12 protein-coding genes, 4 tRNA genes and 1 riboswitch are annotated in these 15647 nt (G+C 69.7%); of the genes, 11 read left to right on the top strand and 5 right to left on the bottom strand.

Annotated elements, in window-relative coordinates; genetic code table 11:
* The first annotated feature begins 16 nt into the window (after positions 1-16).
* The 4 genes from lspA (at position 17) to nrdR (ending at position 5713) form a co-directional block, all read left to right on the top strand.
* Positions 17-586 (top strand): signal peptidase II, encoded by a 570-nt coding sequence (lspA, locus tag ODE13_RS00170; protein WP_322477464.1) that lies wholly within the window; start codon positions 17-19, stop codon positions 584-586.
* A complete protein-coding gene (locus ODE13_RS00165; protein ID WP_322477463.1) occupies positions 583-1539 on the top strand; it encodes an RluA family pseudouridine synthase in 957 nt (318 codons plus the stop codon). Before lspA ends, ODE13_RS00165 begins: the two co-directional genes overlap by 4 nt.
* Complete coding sequence (dnaE, locus tag ODE13_RS00160; RefSeq protein WP_322477462.1) at positions 1536-5081, top strand: DNA polymerase III subunit alpha; 3546 nt, start codon at positions 1536-1538, stop codon at positions 5079-5081. Before ODE13_RS00165 ends, dnaE begins: the two co-directional genes overlap by 4 nt.
* A gap of 128 nt (positions 5082-5209) precedes the next feature.
* Entirely contained in the window at positions 5210-5713 is a 504-nt protein-coding gene (gene nrdR / locus ODE13_RS00155; protein WP_179542506.1) for a transcriptional regulator NrdR, read from the top strand.
* 72 nt (positions 5714-5785) lie between these two features.
* On the opposite strand, the gene rpe is transcribed toward nrdR, so the two are convergent.
* Genes rpe through ODE13_RS00130 form a run of 5 tightly spaced genes read right to left on the bottom strand, consistent with a single transcriptional unit; the run spans position 5786 to position 10795 of the window.
* Positions 5786-6463, bottom strand: a complete 678-nt coding sequence (gene rpe / locus ODE13_RS00150) for a ribulose-phosphate 3-epimerase (RefSeq protein WP_322477461.1) — start codon at positions 6461-6463, stop codon at positions 5786-5788.
* Between the two features lie 16 nt (positions 6464-6479).
* The gene (locus ODE13_RS00145) at positions 6480-8129 is read right to left on the bottom strand and encodes an RsmB/NOP family class I SAM-dependent RNA methyltransferase (protein WP_322477460.1); all 1650 of its coding nucleotides are present in this window, start codon (positions 8127-8129) and stop codon (positions 6480-6482) included.
* Positions 8126-9199, bottom strand: coding sequence for a methionyl-tRNA formyltransferase (gene fmt / locus ODE13_RS00140; RefSeq protein ID WP_322477459.1), 1074 nt, complete (start codon positions 9197-9199; stop codon positions 8126-8128). The genes ODE13_RS00145 and fmt overlap by 4 nt, the downstream gene beginning before the upstream one ends.
* Positions 9200-9213: 14 nt before the next feature.
* Positions 9214-9822 carry a peptide deformylase gene (gene def, locus ODE13_RS00135; RefSeq protein ID WP_322477458.1) on the bottom strand — a complete coding sequence of 203 codons (609 nt, stop codon included), beginning with the start codon at positions 9820-9822 and terminating at the stop codon, positions 9214-9216.
* Between the two features lie 40 nt (positions 9823-9862).
* Positions 9863-10795, bottom strand: a complete 933-nt coding sequence (locus ODE13_RS00130) for a cytochrome (RefSeq protein WP_322477457.1) — start codon at positions 10793-10795, stop codon at positions 9863-9865.
* Between the two features lie 256 nt (positions 10796-11051).
* Between ODE13_RS00130 and ODE13_RS00125 the strand changes: the two genes are divergently transcribed.
* From ODE13_RS00125 to ribH, 7 genes are all read left to right on the top strand, one after another.
* Positions 11052-11125 (top strand) — tRNA-Gly (locus ODE13_RS00125).
* A 44-nt stretch (positions 11126-11169) separates the two neighbouring features.
* Positions 11170-11240 (top strand) — tRNA-Cys (locus tag ODE13_RS00120).
* Positions 11241-11277: 37 nt separating this feature from the next.
* A tRNA-Val gene (locus tag ODE13_RS00115) sits at positions 11278-11349 on the top strand.
* A 26-nt stretch (positions 11350-11375) separates the two neighbouring features.
* A tRNA-Gly gene (locus ODE13_RS00110) sits at positions 11376-11452 on the top strand.
* A gap of 69 nt (positions 11453-11521) precedes the next feature.
* A riboswitch (FMN riboswitch) is annotated at positions 11522-11652 on the top strand.
* Positions 11653-11871: 219 nt separating this feature from the next.
* Positions 11872-13005 carry a bifunctional diaminohydroxyphosphoribosylaminopyrimidine deaminase/5-amino-6-(5-phosphoribosylamino)uracil reductase RibD gene (gene ribD, locus ODE13_RS00105; protein WP_322477456.1) on the top strand — a complete coding sequence of 378 codons (1134 nt, stop codon included), beginning with the start codon at positions 11872-11874 and terminating at the stop codon, positions 13003-13005.
* Between the two features lie 5 nt (positions 13006-13010).
* Entirely contained in the window at positions 13011-15113 is a 2103-nt protein-coding gene (gene ribB / locus ODE13_RS00100) for a 3,4-dihydroxy-2-butanone-4-phosphate synthase (RefSeq protein ID WP_322477455.1), read from the top strand.
* Positions 15110-15610, top strand: coding sequence for a 6,7-dimethyl-8-ribityllumazine synthase (gene ribH / locus ODE13_RS00095; protein WP_322477454.1), 501 nt, complete (start codon positions 15110-15112; stop codon positions 15608-15610). Before ribB ends, ribH begins: the two co-directional genes overlap by 4 nt.
* The last annotated feature ends 37 nt before the right edge of the window (positions 15611-15647 follow it).

The raw sequence follows: 15647 nt of genomic DNA, 5'->3' as shown, positions 1-15647 counted from the left end.
CGGTCAGCTCCCGTCCGTGTCAGCGCAGCCGTCGGCCAAGGGGCCGTCTCGTCGGGTCGCGATCCTGACTGCCGCGGTGATCGCGACGCTCGCCTGGGGCGTGGACCAGCTCACCAAATGGTGGGTCGAGTCCTCCATGGTCCTCGGCGAGCAGATCGAGGTGCTGCCGCCGGTGCTCTACTGGCGCTACCACCTCAACCCGGGCGCCGCCTTCTCCCTCGGCACCGACCACACCTGGTTCTTCACGTTGGTGATGACGGGTGTGCTGGGCTTCGTGATCTGGCATTCTCGCCGACTCGGCGGCTCTTGGCTGTGGGCGTTGGGGCTCGGCGGGCTCGCCGGGGGTGTGGCCGGCAACCTCACTGATCGCCTCTTCCGCCCCCCGGCCTTCGGGCTCGGTGAGGTGGTCGACTTCATCGCCGTCCCGAACTTCGCCATCTTCAACGTGGCCGACTCGTTCATCGTCTGTTCGATGATCGCGGTCTGCGCCATGATGGTCTTCGGGCTGAACATCGACGGCACGCGGGAGACGACGCGAGATCGAGGTGCTGACGCGAGCTCCTCGGAGGACGAGGAGGACCGATGACCGGCGAGCAGGAGCCCTCGGAGGTGCTCCTCGAGGTTCCTGCCGATCAGGACGGAGCCCGAGCCGACGCCGTCTTGGCGGTACGGTTCGGGCTCTCGCGCACTGAGGCCGCCTCCTGGCTGGCCTCGGGGGTGGCCCGGCACCGCGCGGGCCGACGAGCCGGGCAGCCGGTGAAGAAGTCCGAGAAGCTGGCGCAGGGGGTCGTGCTCCAGGTGACGGTGCCTGATCGTGACGATCCGTTGGAAGTGGTGGAGGAAGTCGTGGAGGACCTGCACCTGCTGCATGAGGATGACGACATCGTCGTCGTCGACAAGCCCGTGGGCGTCGCCGCCCACCCGTCCCCGGGGTGGACCGGCCCCACCGTGGTCGGAGGCCTTCTGGGGCTGGGCGTGAAGCTCACCACCTCGGGAGCGCAGGAGCGCCGAGGCATCGTCCACCGGCTCGACGTCGGCACCTCCGGTGTGATGGTGGTGACCAAGACGGAGCATGCCTACAGCGTGCTCAAGGACGCCTTCCGCACCCGCACACCGTCGAAGACGTACCACGCTCTGGTCCAGGGGCTTCCCGACCCCGTGGACGGCACCATCGACGCTCCGATCGGCCGACACCCAGGTCATGAGTGGCGCTTCGCCGTCGTGGAGGAGGGGCGCGAGTCCCGCACGCACTATCGGCTGCTGGAGGCCTTCGGGAGGGTCAGCCTCATGGAGGTGGCGCTGGAGACGGGCCGCACCCACCAGATCCGGGTCCATTTCTCAGCGCTGGGGCATCCCTGTGCCGGCGATCTGACCTATGGCGCGGATCCCACCCTGGCCGCCGAGCTCGGACTGACCCGGCAGTGGCTGCATGCCTCGGAGCTCGGTTTCACGCACCCCTCGTCCGGAGAGTGGGTGAGCTTCCGCTCGGAGTATCCTCAGGATCTCGCCGGGGCCCTGCACATCTTGGAGGATCGATGACCACGACTGGCGATTTCGTCCACCTGCACAACCACACCGAGTACTCGATGCTCGACGGCGCCGCGAAGATCGACGAGCTCTTCGAGCAGACCCAGCGCCTGGGCATGCCGGCGGTGGCCACCACCGACCACGGCTTCCTCTTCGGTGCCTATGAGTTCTGGAAGACGGCGCAGAAGTACGACGTCAAGCCGGTGATCGGGCTGGAGGCGTATCTGACCCCGGGCACCCATCGCACGGAGCGCCGACGCGTGAAGTGGGGCGAGGGCGTCGCCGGGGAGAAGGACGTCTCCGGCGGCGGCGCCTACACGCACATGACGATGTGGGCCGAGGACACCCGCGGGATGCACAACCTCTTCCGCATGGGGTCCCTGGCCTCCATCGAGGGCTACTTCTACAAGCCGCGCATGGACCGCGAGGTCCTGGAGACCTATGGCAAGGGAATCATCGCCACGACCGGATGCCCCTCCGGCGAGATCCAGACGCGCCTGCATCTGGGCCAGTACGAGGAGGCGAAGAAGGCCGCCGGCGAGTTCCAGGACCTCTTCGGCAAGGAGAACTTCTACTGCGAGCTCATGGATCACGGCCTGGAGATCGAGCGCAAGGTCAAGGGCGACCTGCTCAAGCTCGCCAAGGAGATGAACCTCCCGCTGCTGGCCACCAACGACCTCCACTACACGCATCAGCATGACCACAAGGCCCATGGGGCGCTGCTGTGCGTACAGTCCAACTCCACCCTGGACGACCCGAAGCGCTTCAAGTTCGACTCGGAGGAGTTCTACCTGAAGTCCGCCGCGGAGATGCGCGCGCTCTTCCGCGACTTCCCGGAGGCCTGCGACAACACGCTGGCGATCGCGGAGCGCTGCCAGGTGGAGTTCAACGAGTCGGCGTCCTACATGCCGCGCTTCCCGGTCCCGGAGGGGGAGACCGAGGAGTCCTGGTTCATCCAGGAGGTCGAGCGGGGGCTGGCCTACCGGTACCCCTTCGGAGTGCCGGACAAGGTCCGGAAGCAGGCCGAGTACGAGATCGGCGTCATCACGCAGATGGGCTTCCCCGGCTACTTCCTGGTGGTCGCCGACTTCATCACCTGGGCCAAGGAGAACGGGATCCGCGTGGGGCCCGGGCGAGGTTCCGGAGCGGGCTCCATGGTGGCGTACGCGATGCGCATCACCGACCTGGACCCGCTGGAGCACGGGTTGTTCTTCGAACGGTTCCTCAACCCGGACCGCGTGTCCATGCCGGACTTCGACATCGACTTCGACGACCGTCGGCGCAGCGAGGTCATCGACTACGTGGTGCGCAAATACGGGGATGAGCGTGTCGCGATGATCGTCACCTACGGCACCATCAAGTCCAAGCAGGCGCTGAAGGACTCGGCGCGCGTGATGGGTGAGCCGTTCTCCACTGGAGATCAGCTCACCAAGAAGATGCCGCCGGACGCGCAGGGCAAGCCCATGCCCCTGTCGCAGATCTACGACGAGAGCTCCCCTCGGTATTCCGAGGCCGGGGAGATGCGGGACTTCCTGGATTCCGATCCGCGGATGAAGGAGATCTTCGACCTCGCGTCGGGTCTGGAGGGGCTGAAGCGTCAGTGGGGCGTCCACGCGGCCGGGGTGATCATGTCCTCGGATCCGCTGATCGACATCATCCCGTTGATGAAGCGCGAGCAGGACGGCGCGATCATCACCCAGTTCGACTACCCGATCTGTGAGTCGCTGGGCCTGATCAAGATGGACTTCCTGGGTCTGCGCAACCTGACGATCATCTCCGATGCCCTGGAGAACGTCCAGAAGAACCGAGGCGTGGAGATCGACCTCGAGACCCTGGAGCTGGACGACCGGCCCGCCTATGACCTGCTGGCCAGCGGCAAGACGCTGGGAGTCTTCCAGCTCGACGGCTCCGGTCTGCAGTCCCTGCTGAAGGCGATGAAGCCGGACAACTTCGAGGACATCTCCGCGACCATCGCCCTCTACCGCCCGGGTCCGATGGGTGCGAACTCGCACACCAACTACGCGATGCGCAAGAACGGCGGACAAGAGGTCACTCCCATCCACCCGGAGCTCGCGGAGCCGCTGGAGGAGATCCTCTCCACGACCTATGGCCTCATCATCTATCAGGAGCAGGTCATGGCCATCGCCCAGAAGGTGGCGGGCTACTCCCTGGGCCAGGCGGACATCCTGCGGCGCGCGATGGGCAAGAAGAAGAAGTCCGAGCTGGACAAGCAGCAGGTTGGATTCTTCGGTGGGATGGCGGAGAACGGCTATTCCGAGGAAGCCGCCCAGGCCCTGTGGGACATTCTGCTGCCCTTCTCCGACTATGCGTTCAACAAGGCCCACTCCGCAGCCTATGGACTGGTCGCCTACTGGACCGCATACCTGAAGGCCAACTACCCGGCCGAGTACATGGCCGCGCTGCTGACATCCGTGGGGGAGAACCGCGACAAGCTGGCCCTCTATCTCGCCGAGTGCCGTCGCATGGGCATCACCGTCACCCCGCCGAGCGTGAACGAGTCCACGCTGAACTTCACCCCGGTCGGCGATGAGATGATCCGCTTCGGCATGGGCGCGGTGCGCAACGTGGGCGCCAATGTGGTTGCCGGCCTGGTGGAGGCCAGGGAGGAGCAGGGGAACTTCCAGTCGTTCTCGGACTTCTTCAAGAAGGTCCCTCAGCAGGTCTGCAACAAGCGCACGATCGAGTCGATGATCAAGGCCGGGGCCTTTGACGACATGGGCCAGACCCGACGCGCGCTCGTGCAGGTCCACGAGCAGGCGGTGGACCAGGCGGTCAAGAAGAAGAAGGACTCGCTGCAGTATGAGACCGACATCTTCGGGGCCATGTCCACCGGGGAGGACGACATGGACGACTTCGACGCCGTCCAGGTGCCGGACCTGCCCGAGTGGGACAAGAAGGACAAGCTGGCCTTCGAGCGCGACATGCTCGGCCTCTACGTCTCGGATCACCCTCTGCAGGGCCTGGAGCGGGTGCTCGCCCAGCACGCCGACCGGTCCATCAGTTCGCTGCTCAGCGAGGACGGCCCGGCAGACGGTGCCTCGGTGACGATCTGCGGGATGATCACCACCCTGCAGCGGCGCATCGCGAAGTCCTCCGGAAACCCCTACGCGCGGGTGGAGGTCGAGGACCTGGCCGGTTCCATCGAGGTCATGTTCTTCGGCAAGGCCTACCAGCCGATCTCCACGGTGCTCGCCGAGGACCTCGTGGTCGCCATCAAGGGGAGGCTGCAGCGGCGCGACGACGGCGCGGTGTCCATCTCGGCTCAGGAGATGATCGTGCCGGAGCTCGACGGCGAGGCGGGCAGCGGACCGGTGGTGCTCACCGTGCCCAGTCAGCGGGCCAGCGAGAAGGTCGTCACTCAGCTCGGGGAGGTGCTGCGGCGTCACCGCGGAAGCAACGACGTCCATGTGCAGCTGCTCTCCGGGGACAAGGTCGAGGTCATGCGCCTGGGTCCGCACTATCAGGTCACGCCGTCGCCATCGCTGTACGGCGATCTGAAGGTGCTCCTGGGCCCGAGCTGCCTGCAGGGCTGAACACCGTTCATCAACACAACATCTTGTGGTCCACATTTCGTTGCGGCCCATATGTTGTAGGTAGAATGTTCACGTCACAGCCGTTGTGACTCGGCGCTCGATAGTGAGGACGAGAGGAGGGTGCCGAGATGTTCTGCCCCTATTGTCGGCATGACTCCTCCCGAGTCGTGGACTCACGGACGCTCGAGGACGGATCCGGGATCCGGCGTCGTCGCCAGTGCCCGCAGTGTGCCAAGCGATTCACCACGATGGAGACCACCTCGCTGAACGTCATCAAACGTTCCGGGGCGGCCGAGCCCTTCGACAGGTCGAAGGTCATCAACGGTGTGCGCAAGGCCTGCCAGGGACGGCCCGTCTCCAGCGACGACCTCGCCGTGCTCGCCCAGGAGGTGGAGGAGGCCGTCCGGGCCTCCGGCAACGCCGAGGTCGACGCCAATGACGTCGGGCTGGCGATCCTGGGGCCGCTGCGGAAGCTCGATGTCGTCGCCTATATGCGCTTCGCCTCCGTCTACCGGGGGTTCGACAACCTCGATGACTTCGAGGAGGCCATCGAGGGGCTCCGGCGTGAGGAGCTGCATCCCAGCGGGGGCGACGGCGCCACCGTGGTGCAGCCGCGGTTTGGTTTCCGCTAGACTCTCAGGTGTACCGGCGGTGCTCTCTTCAGGGGAAGGTTGAGAGCGCCGCCGGTTCTTCTGTCCGGACGGTCAGTCGGCGAGCAGGCCGCGGAGGTCTGCGATGGCGGCGTCGGGGTCCTCGGCGGAGTAGACGGCCGACCCAGCCACGAAGGTGTCGGCCCCGGCCTCAGCGGCCCGCAGGATCGTCTCCGCGTTGACTCCGCCGTCGATCTGGATGGCGATCTCGCCGCCGAGGTCGTCCACGGCCCTCCGGGCGCGGCGGATCTTCGGCAGCACGAGGTCCAGGAAGGTCTGCCCGCCGAACCCGGGCTCCACGGTCATGAGCAGGACCATGTCCAGCTCCCCGAGCATGTCGAGGTACTGGTCGATGCCGGTGGCGGGCTTGAGGGCCATTGCGGCCTTCGTCCCCCGGGCATGCAGCTCTCGGGCCAGACGCACCGGTGCCTTGGCGGCCTCGGCGTGGAAGGTGACCGACTCACAGCCGAGCTCCGCGTACTGCGGTGCCCACTGGTCGGGGTCCTCGATCATCAGGTGGATGTCCATCGGAAGGTCCGTGGCCTTCCGCAGCGACTCCACCACCGGCAGCCCCAACGTCAGGTTCGGCACGAAGTGGTTGTCCATGACGTCCACGTGCACCGCGTCGGCGGTGCTGATCCGAGAGAGTTCGCGCGCCAGGTTCGCGAAGTCCGCGTTGAGGATGCTGGGGTGGATGCAGGGTGTGCGGGGGCTCGGTGTCGAAGTGTTCACAGATCGATCCTATGCCTCAGGCGTCCTCGGCGGGGCGGTGGAGCAGGGCGAAGAACATCGCATCGGTGCCGTGGACGTGCGGCCACAGCTGGACCATGCGACCGGCGGTCCCGCCAGTCCCGTCGTCAGCCCCCTGAGAGGCCGGGGTGAGCAGCTGCGCCGCCTCCGGCGTCCCGGTGTCGCGCATCGCGTCGTGGGCGTCGAGCAGGCGCAGGTCGGGGCGACGTCGCAGCAGGTCCTCGACCTGCACCACCGATTCGGCCATATGCGGAGAGCAGGTCGCGTAGCCCAGCAGCCCGCCGGGCGCGAGGGCCTCGGCGGCGGCGTCGAGCAGCTCCTCCTGCAGCACGGTCAGCTCGGCCAGGTCGGAGGGGCTGCGCCGCCAGCGGGCCTCCGGACGACGGCGCAGCGCACCCAGTCCGGTGCATGGCGCGTCCACCAGGATCCGGTCGAACCCGCCGCGCGCAGCGATGCGCCCGCGCACCTCCGGGTCCTTCCCGATCCCGCGGCCGTCACCTTCGCGGACCTGCCACGCCGAGTCGCTCACGGGGGAGAGCGCACGGCGCACGAGCTCAGCGCGGTGTGCGGCCGGCTCGTTGGCGACCAGGACGGCCCCCTGCTGGGCGGCCAGTGCCGCCAGCAGCGCCGCCTTTCCTCCCGGGCCCGCACACAGGTCCAGCCAGTGCTCCCCGGCGGCGTCGGGCTCCCGAGCTTCTGGGGGACGGGCGGTGGCCAGCGCACGGGCGATCCACTGGGAACCGATGTCCTGGACGCGCAGCTCACCCTCACGCACACCGGGGAGGCGCCCCACGTCGCCGCCGCGGAACACGGCGGCACCGTCGAGGAGCGTGCTGCGTTCGGCGCCGGCCTCCACCGCAGAGGTGAGCCGGTCCTCTCCGGCACCTGGGAGATCCACCAGATGCACCTCCGGGGCGGCATTGTCGGCGGCCAGCAGCTCAGGCAGTTCCTCGCCCCTGCCGGCCAGCCGCAGCGCCTGCTTCAGAGAGCGGACCACCCAGGCGGGATGGGCGTGACGCAGGCCGAGCTCCTCATCGGAGCCGGCGGTGAGGCCCCGCTCCCGGATCAGCTGCGCGAGCCAGGCGTCGCGGTCCTGGGCGCTGATCCGACGCAGCACGGCGTTGACGAACCCTCCCGGGCCGGCACCGATCTCTCCACGCACCAGGGCCACGGTCTCCGAGACCGCGGCGTGGGCGTCCACGCGCATGCCGAGGAGCTGATGGGCTCCGAGGCGCAGCGCGTCGAGGACCGGGGCGTCGAGATCCTTCAGGGGGCGGTCCACGCAGGCGGCGATGATCGCGTCGTAGGTGCCCTGGCCGCGCAGCGCGCCATAGGCGAGCTCGGTGGCGAAGCCGGCGTCTCGGCGATCCAGCCGCGCACGGCGGATCTCCGCGGGCAGGGTGAGGTTGGCATAGGCGTCGTCGCGGCTCACGGCACGCAGCACCCGCCAGGCGGTGCGCCGGGCCGCGTCGGCCTCCCGCCGACGGTGGCTCGGGGCCTCCGCACTGCGATTCCGTGCCCGCGAGCCATCTGCCCCGCCGCGGTGCCGCTGTCGACCGGCGGCGTCCCGGCGGTCGGCGCCCCCGCTCTCGCCTGTGTCCCCGCCGTGGCGTCGCGGGCGGCCTCGCCCGGGTCGCTGCTCGCTCATGCCTGATCCTCCTCGTCGTGGCCGCCCAGCACGACGCGGCCGCGCAGGCCGCGCAGCCAGTCGGCGGCGCTGATCATCCGTTTGCCGGCCGGCTGCACCGCGCTGAGCACGACGCCGCCCTCGGCGGTGCGCAGGACGACCACATCGTGGGCAGCGGCGCGGTCCGTGGGAGCCCGGGCGACGTCGCCGGGCACGGCGCGGGACAGCGGCTCCGGCAGCTCGGCCTCGTAGACCCGGGCGGGTCCCAGCTTGATCCGCTGCTCGCCGTGCAGGGTCCAGGCGCCAGGTTCGGGGATGGTGGCGTTGATCCGACCCGCCACGGCCTCGGCCTCCTGCCGCGGGTCGATGAAGGCGTCCTCACGACCGAGCTTGCCGGCGAAGGTGGGCTCGCCACGCTGGGGCACCGGCACGGAGGTGCCCTGCAGCAGCTCGGGCAGCAGCGTGGTCAGCAGGGTCGAACCCAGCCGAGTGAGGTCCTGCAGGACCGCCCCGGCGCTGGCCTCGGGGGAGAGCGGAACCTCGCACACGGCGTGGATCGGGCCGGTGTCCATCCCCGTCTCGAGCTGGAAGACGGTGGCCGCAGCGGTGGCGTCACCCGCCAGGATCGCGTGCTGCACCGGGGCGGCCCCGCGATGGCGGGGTAGGGCGGAGTAGTGCAGATTGACCCAGCCATGCGGCAGCGCCTCCAGCGCGGTCCGCGGAAGCAGCGCCCCGTAGGCCACGACGACGCCGAGGTCGACGTCCCAGGCGGTGATCGCCGCCAGAGTCTGCTGATCGATCCGGTCGGCCTTGACCACCGGCAGCCCCAGCTCGTCGGCGGCCTGGGCCACCGGGGAGGGGGTGAGACGCCGTCTGCGCCCCACCGGGGCATCGGGGCGTGTGAGGACACCGGCGACGGCGACACCGTCGGCGATCAGCGTGTGGAGGCAGTCTGCGGCGATCTGCGGGGTGCCGGCGAAGAGCACCCGCCCCTCCCGCGGGCCGGTGATCAGCTGGTCCCGTGTGACGGCGGCATGGGCCTCATGGAGTTCGTCGAGGGTGTAGGTGCGGGGGCTCGGAGCAGCGGTCATGGTGTCCTCTCGCGTCATCGACGGGGTCCGCTGTGCGGCGCGGCGGGCGGCGCGGCGAAGAAGCTGCTGCCGGCGCCGACTCCGGTCGGAGGTGACGGTGCGGCGGTCTCGCGCAGTGTGCGCATGGCCCGGCGTCGGTCCTCGCCGGTGAGCCGATCGATGAACAGCCGGCCGTCCAGGTGGTCTGTCTCGTGCTGGAAGCAGGCCGCCAGCAGACCCTCGGCCGCGATCCGAAGTGCAGCGCCGTCCGGGGCGGTGCCGGTGAGCACCACCCGCTGAGCGCGGTCCACCGGCGAGTAGACGCCGTCCACCGAGAGGCATCCCTCGCGCAGCAGGTTCTCCCCCTCGGCGGGGTGGTCCGCGTCGCGCGGGGTGGGGCCGATCGGCCCCACCGAGACGAGCTCAGGGTTGATCACGGCGCCTCGCGAACCCATTGCGTCATAGGTGAAGATCCGCAGCCCCACGCCGATCTGCGGGGCGGCCAGGCCGATGCCCCCGGCTGCGTCCATGGTCTCGTACATGGCGGTGACGAGCTCGGAGATGCGTGCGTCGAGCGCGCCCACGGGCGCGGCGGGGGTGCGCAGGACGGGATCGCCGAGCTTGCGGAGCGGGAGAACAGCCATGGAGACGATCCTACTGCCGTGACATGCGGTGGCCCCGGGCTCACGCCCTCGGTGTGACAGGTGGCACAGCGTCGGTGGGGGATCCGGCGCCGGCCGGTGCCGGGGCGCCGACGGCCGCCCGTGCAGCCGCGGGGGCCGGGGGAGGAGGCAGGGGCCGCAGCGCGGGCCCGGCCTCGGCAGTGCGTCGGGTGTGCTCCCAGACCTGTCGCAGCGCCCAGAACTTGTGCCAGTGGGGCTTCAGCGCGTCAGGCGAGGCCTGGACGGGGACCACCTCGGCCTCGGAGATCGCCACCGCCATGAGCAGAGACTCCTTCCCGTGGGTCCAGGGCTCCCAGATGCCGGCCTGCGCATCGACGAGGCGTTCCTCGGCCTGCATCCCGGCCACCAGCTGCATGACCACCGACTCGTTGAGCGGCTTCGCCCGTCCGCGCCGGTCAAGCCCTTTCGTCTTGAAGTCGATGACGCAGGTGCGGCCGGCGATCTCGGCGACCAGGTCCAGGGTGCCGGCGTAGCCCACGGCATGGTTCCAGACCGTGATCTCAGCGGCGATCGGGCGCACGTCATAGAGCTGCCACCACTCGTCGAACCGGTCGGCGAAGGCGGACTCCCCGTGCTCTGTCAGCACTGCGCGGGCCGACTCGGCCTCGTGGGCACCTCCCAGGGAGCGCAGCGCGACCTGCTCCGCATAGTGGTGGACCCGGTCTCCGCGGCGGGCGGCGGCGTCCCGGAAACGTTCGGCGGCGGAGGAGGCATGTCGCGCCAGGGTCTTCAGCTGGGAGGCGGAGCCGACCGCCCCCGTCAGCCGGTCGTCCTGGACGAGCTCTGTGGTGGCCAGGTGTCCGGCCCAGCCGGTGAGGTCCTTGGGTTCCTGGCCGATCACCGTGGTGATGGAGGGGACCTCGGGGGCGGAGGTGAGCGAGCGGGAGTACATCCGGCCGAACTCTGTGGCATGGGCGAGGGTGGGCTGTGTCATCACGGCCCAGTCTGCCACGCGCCTCTGATGCGCAGCGGGGCCGCGGCGTCGTGTCCGAACCGATCCAGGACGGTCTGAGCTGCTCCGGATCCTTGGAAGGACGGGGATTCGCCAGGTCACAGCGCCGAGTGTGACGGCGGACACGCCACGCCGATTGGACGAGCGGCCGAGGGCTGGGCTAGAGTTTCATGTCGTCGGAGAGCGGACATTCGGGCAGGCCGAGAGGCACGTCAGAAGGTCAGCTGGAAGCCGACGTGCGGATGTAGCTCAGCTGGCTAGAGCATCACCTTGCCATGGTGAGGGTCGCGAGTTCGAATCTCGTCATCCGCTCGATGGGCTCGAAGGAGTCGATCCCGACTCCCGGAGATGGGTACGGTGGGGTGGCCGAGTGGCGAGGCAGCGGCCTGCAAAGCCGTCAACGCGGGTTCGATTCCCGTCCCCACCTCGCTCGGGCCGCCTTGGCGGGCCGAACAGCTGAATAGGCGCGATTGGCGCAGCGGTAGCGCGCTTCCCTGACACGGAAGAGGTCACTGGTTCGATCCCAGTATCGCGCACTGAGTGGTCTATACTGATCACTCGTGCGGATGTAGCTCAGCTGGCTAGAGCATCACCTTGCCATGGTGAGGGTCGCGAGTTCGAATCTCGTCATCCGCTCCAGAAGAAGGGCCCGGAATCCTCAGGATTCCGGGCCCTTCTCGTCTGTGTGGCAGACTTGTCCACGACACACTTCGTGCTCCGGGGTCGGTGAAAGTCCGAACCGGCGGTGAAAGTCCGCGACCCGAGGCCGTTCGCGGCCACGGTTGAACCGGTGGAACTCCGGTACCGACAGTCAGAGTCTGGATGGGAGAAGCACGAAGGCCGGTCGACGGCCGGGGCGCCTTATGCACCCCTTGTCGGGCCGGCCGCCGCGCAGGCATCGTCGCCCCGGAGCCGACTCCACCGTCGGGCCTGGGAAGGACACATCGCTCATATGGACGGCCTGCGCCGGCTCCTCGAAGCCGCCTCTCCGAGCACTGGACGCCTCCTGCAGCCGTCTGCCGCCGACGTCCCGGTCCGCGCCCAGGAGCAGGCTCGGCATGGCTGATCAGCTGGACGAGACCCGCATGCGCGCGGCGGTGGAGGCGGCCTACCGCGGTCCGCGCGGTGCCAACCCGTTGGTCGGGGCCGTGCTCGTTGCCGCCGACGGCACCGTCCTGGCCGTCGGACATCACCGTGGTGCCGGGAACCTCCACGCCGAGCGGGAGGCACTGACCCGCATCGCCCGCACCGCACCCGGCATGGACCTCTCGGACGCGACGCTCTACTGCAGCCTCGAGCCCTGCCGCCACCACGGGCGCCAACCTCCGTGCACCGAGGCGATCCTCTCCGCCGGGGTCGGGCGCGTCCTCTACGGCGCCGACGATCCCACCCCCGACGCCTCTGGAGGGGCCACGGTGCTGCGCGCGGAGGGGGTCGACGTCGTGGCCGGCGTCCTCGCCGAGGAGTGCCGGCGGATCAATCAGCGCTGGGCCCGGGCCCAGCGTGAGAGACGCCCCTTCGTCACGGTCCACCTGGCGCAGAGCCTGGACGGTCGCATTGCGGCCGCTGACGGCACCAGCCAGTGGATCACCTCGGCGGCTTCGCGGGAGCACACCCACCGGATCCGTCGGCGGATCGATGCGATCCTGGTGGGCAGCAACACGGCCGCAGTGGATGATCCGCGGCTCACCGCCCGGCTGCCCGACGGGACGCTTTCCGAGCATCAGCCGCTGCGCTGCGTGATGGGCCGGCGTCCGCTGTCCGAGGACGCCCGGCTGCGCCGGGGCCGCCCCGAAGGCGAGGGCTGGGTCCAGCTGCGCACCCATGACCCGCTCGAGGCTCTGCAGCGCCTCGGCGAGATCCAGCACGAGGGACACCCGGTGCGGCATGTCCTCATCGAAGGGGGATCCCGCGTGCTGGCCGCCTACTTCGCCCAGGATCTGGTGGACGAGATATTCGCCTACCAGGCGCCGCTGATCCTCGGCGCCGGACCCTCCAGCGTGGGGGACATCGGCGTCACCACGCTCTCCGCGGCCCGACGCTACGCCCAGGACCCCGCCGAGGGCGGGGCGGTCCGGATCCTCGACGACGACGTCTGCGTCCACCTCCAGCCGGCGGAGGACGCCTATGTCCCCGACTCATCCGACGCTCCGGCCGATCAGGCCGGTGCACCAGCAGACAGGAGCAGCTGACCATCATGTTCACCGGAATCGTGACAGGTCTCGGCCGGGTGGTCTCCCGGCGGCCGGACCCGGCCCGCGGGGTCGAACGACTGAGCTTCGAGGCGCCCGGACACGTCGAGGGTCTCGCCCTGGGCGGGTCCATCGCCGTCAACGGCGTGTGCGTGAGCGCCACCGCCATCGAGGGTGAGACCGTCAGCGTGGACCTCATCGTCGAGACCCTCAAACGCACCACCATGGGGCAGCTCGACGTCGGGGCCCAGGTCAATCTGGAGCGCTGCCTCCCCTCGGGCGCCCGCCTGGACGGACACGTGGTCCAGGGCCACGTGGACGGCATGGGGTCGCTCCTGGAACGTGACGTCAACGAGGGCCGGCACCGCTTCGCGGTGGGCCGGGACCTGGCCCCGTTCATCGCAGAGAAGGGCTCGATCGCCGTCGACGGCGTGTCGCTGACCGTCACGGCGGTGTCCCACGCGGGCGCGCCCGAGGCATGGTTCGAGGTGGGGCTGATCCCCACCACGTTGGTCGAGACCACGCTGGGCGCGCTGCCCGACGGCGGACAGGTCAACCTCGAGGTGGACGTGCTGGCCAAGTACACCCGCCGGATGCTCGACCTCGACGCTGTCGCTGAGGCCGCTGAGGCCGCTGAGCACGATGACCCGGGCGCCCCCGAGGTTCCGGTGCCGGCCGTCCGGCGGCCGGACACGCCGGCTCCGGTGCTCGACCCGATCGAGGTCGCCCTGAACCAGCTGGCCAAGGGGCGACCCGTCGTCGTCGTCGACGATGCCGACCGGGAGAACGAGGGTGACATCATCTTCCCGGCGGCCGCGGCCACCGAGGAGCTCATGGCGTTCACCGTGCGGCACTCCTCCGGGGTGATCTGCGTGCCGATGAGCCGGGAGCGCGCCGAGCACCTGCGTCTGCCCCCGATGGTGGAGGCCAACCAGGACCCGAAGGGCACCGCCTACACGATCAGCTGCGACGCCGCCTCCGGGGTGAGCACGGGCATCAGCGCCGCAGACCGGGCGCGCACCGCCGCCCTGCTGGCCGATGCCGCCGCCGAGCCGCACGACCTCACCCGGCCCGGCCACCTGTTCCCGCTGATCGCCGACGACGCCGGCGTGCTGGGACGGGACGGCCACACCGAGGCCGCCGTGGATCTCTGCCGGCTCTCCGGACACCCGGAGGTCGGGGTCATCGCCGAGCTCGTCCATGACGACGGCCGGATGATGCGGCTGCCGGCGCTGCGCGAGTTCTCCGACGACCACCAGCTGGCGCTGATCTCCATCGCCGACCTCATCGCGTATCGCGGGGGAGAGCCTCGCCCGGAAGCCGTCATGGACGCCGTGCAGGCCTCCTGGGAGCGCCCCGAGGAGGAGTCCAGCGCATTGGTCACTCCGGGTCCGGTGGTGACGCTGCCCACCGTGCACGGGATCTTCGCCGCCCAGGTGTGGACCGAGCACGCCACAGGCCACGAGCACCTGCTCATCTCCGCCCGGTCCCGGCCGGCCTCCGAGACCGGTGCCGCGGAGGACCGACCGCTGATCCGCATGCATTCCGAGTGCGTGACCGGAGACGTGCTGGGCTCCCACCGCTGCGACTGCGGCACCCAGCTGGCCTCGGCCCTGGAGTCCATCCAGCGCGACGGCGGCCACCTCCTCTACCTGCGCGGGCACGAGGGACGCGGCATCGGGCTGGCCAACAAGCTGCGCGCCTACAGCCTCCAGGAGCAGGGCGCGGACACGGTGGAGGCCAACGAGATGCTCGGCCTCGCCGCGGAGCTGCGTGACTACACCGGCGCCGCGGCGATCCTGCACAGCTGCGGGATCACCCGGCTGACCTTGCTGACGAACAACCCGGACAAGGTGGAGTCCCTGCTGAAGGCGGGGCTCGACGTCCAGCAGATCCCCTCCAACGGCGTGGTGCACGAGGAGAACCGGAGGTACCTGCGCACCAAACGGGACCGGATGCGCCACCTGATGGACCACCTCGGCCTGGAGGACCGCGAGGCCCGTGGGGCCTGGACAGGAGAGGATCCGGGGGCCGCGGAGGAGCAGATCGCCGACCACGAGGAGCCTGCGGAGCGTTCGCGCCCGCTCGACGAACAAGGAGAGAGATGAGCAGCACCGGAACCCCTGAGATCGACACCGCCGAGCTGGAGAGTCTGCGCGCGGCCGCCGCCGAGAAGCCGCTGCGCGTAGCAGTGGTGGCCTCGCGCTGGCACACCCAGGTCATGGACGGCCTGATCGCCGGATCCCGCCGCTTCCTGACGCAGATCGGAGTGGAGGACATCACCCTGGTCCGAGCCCCGGGCAGCTTCGAGCTGCCGGTGCTCAGCGCCGCGGCGGCCTCCGAGCACGATGCCGTCGTCGCGCTGGGGGTGGTCATCCGCGGGGGGACCCCGCACTTCGACTACGTCTGCCAGGCCGCCACCGATGGTCTGCTGCGGGTCGCCCTCGATACCGGTGTGCCCGTCGGCTTCGGTCTGCTGACCTGCGATGACGAGCAGCAGGCCCTGGAGCGCGCAGGCCTGGAGGGCTCCCGGGAGGACAAGGGCTTCGAAGCAGCGCACGCCGCGGTCTCCGCCGCCGTCGAGGCGGCCCGGCTCTCCTCATGACGGGGGAGGCGACGTATGACGCGTCAGAATCGTCGTC

It is taken from the genome of Nesterenkonia sp. HG001 (assembly GCF_034438835.1).
GTDB lineage: Bacteria > Actinomycetota > Actinomycetes > Actinomycetales > Micrococcaceae > Nesterenkonia > Nesterenkonia xinjiangensis.
This window is presented reverse-complemented; position numbering and strand designations above follow the sequence as displayed.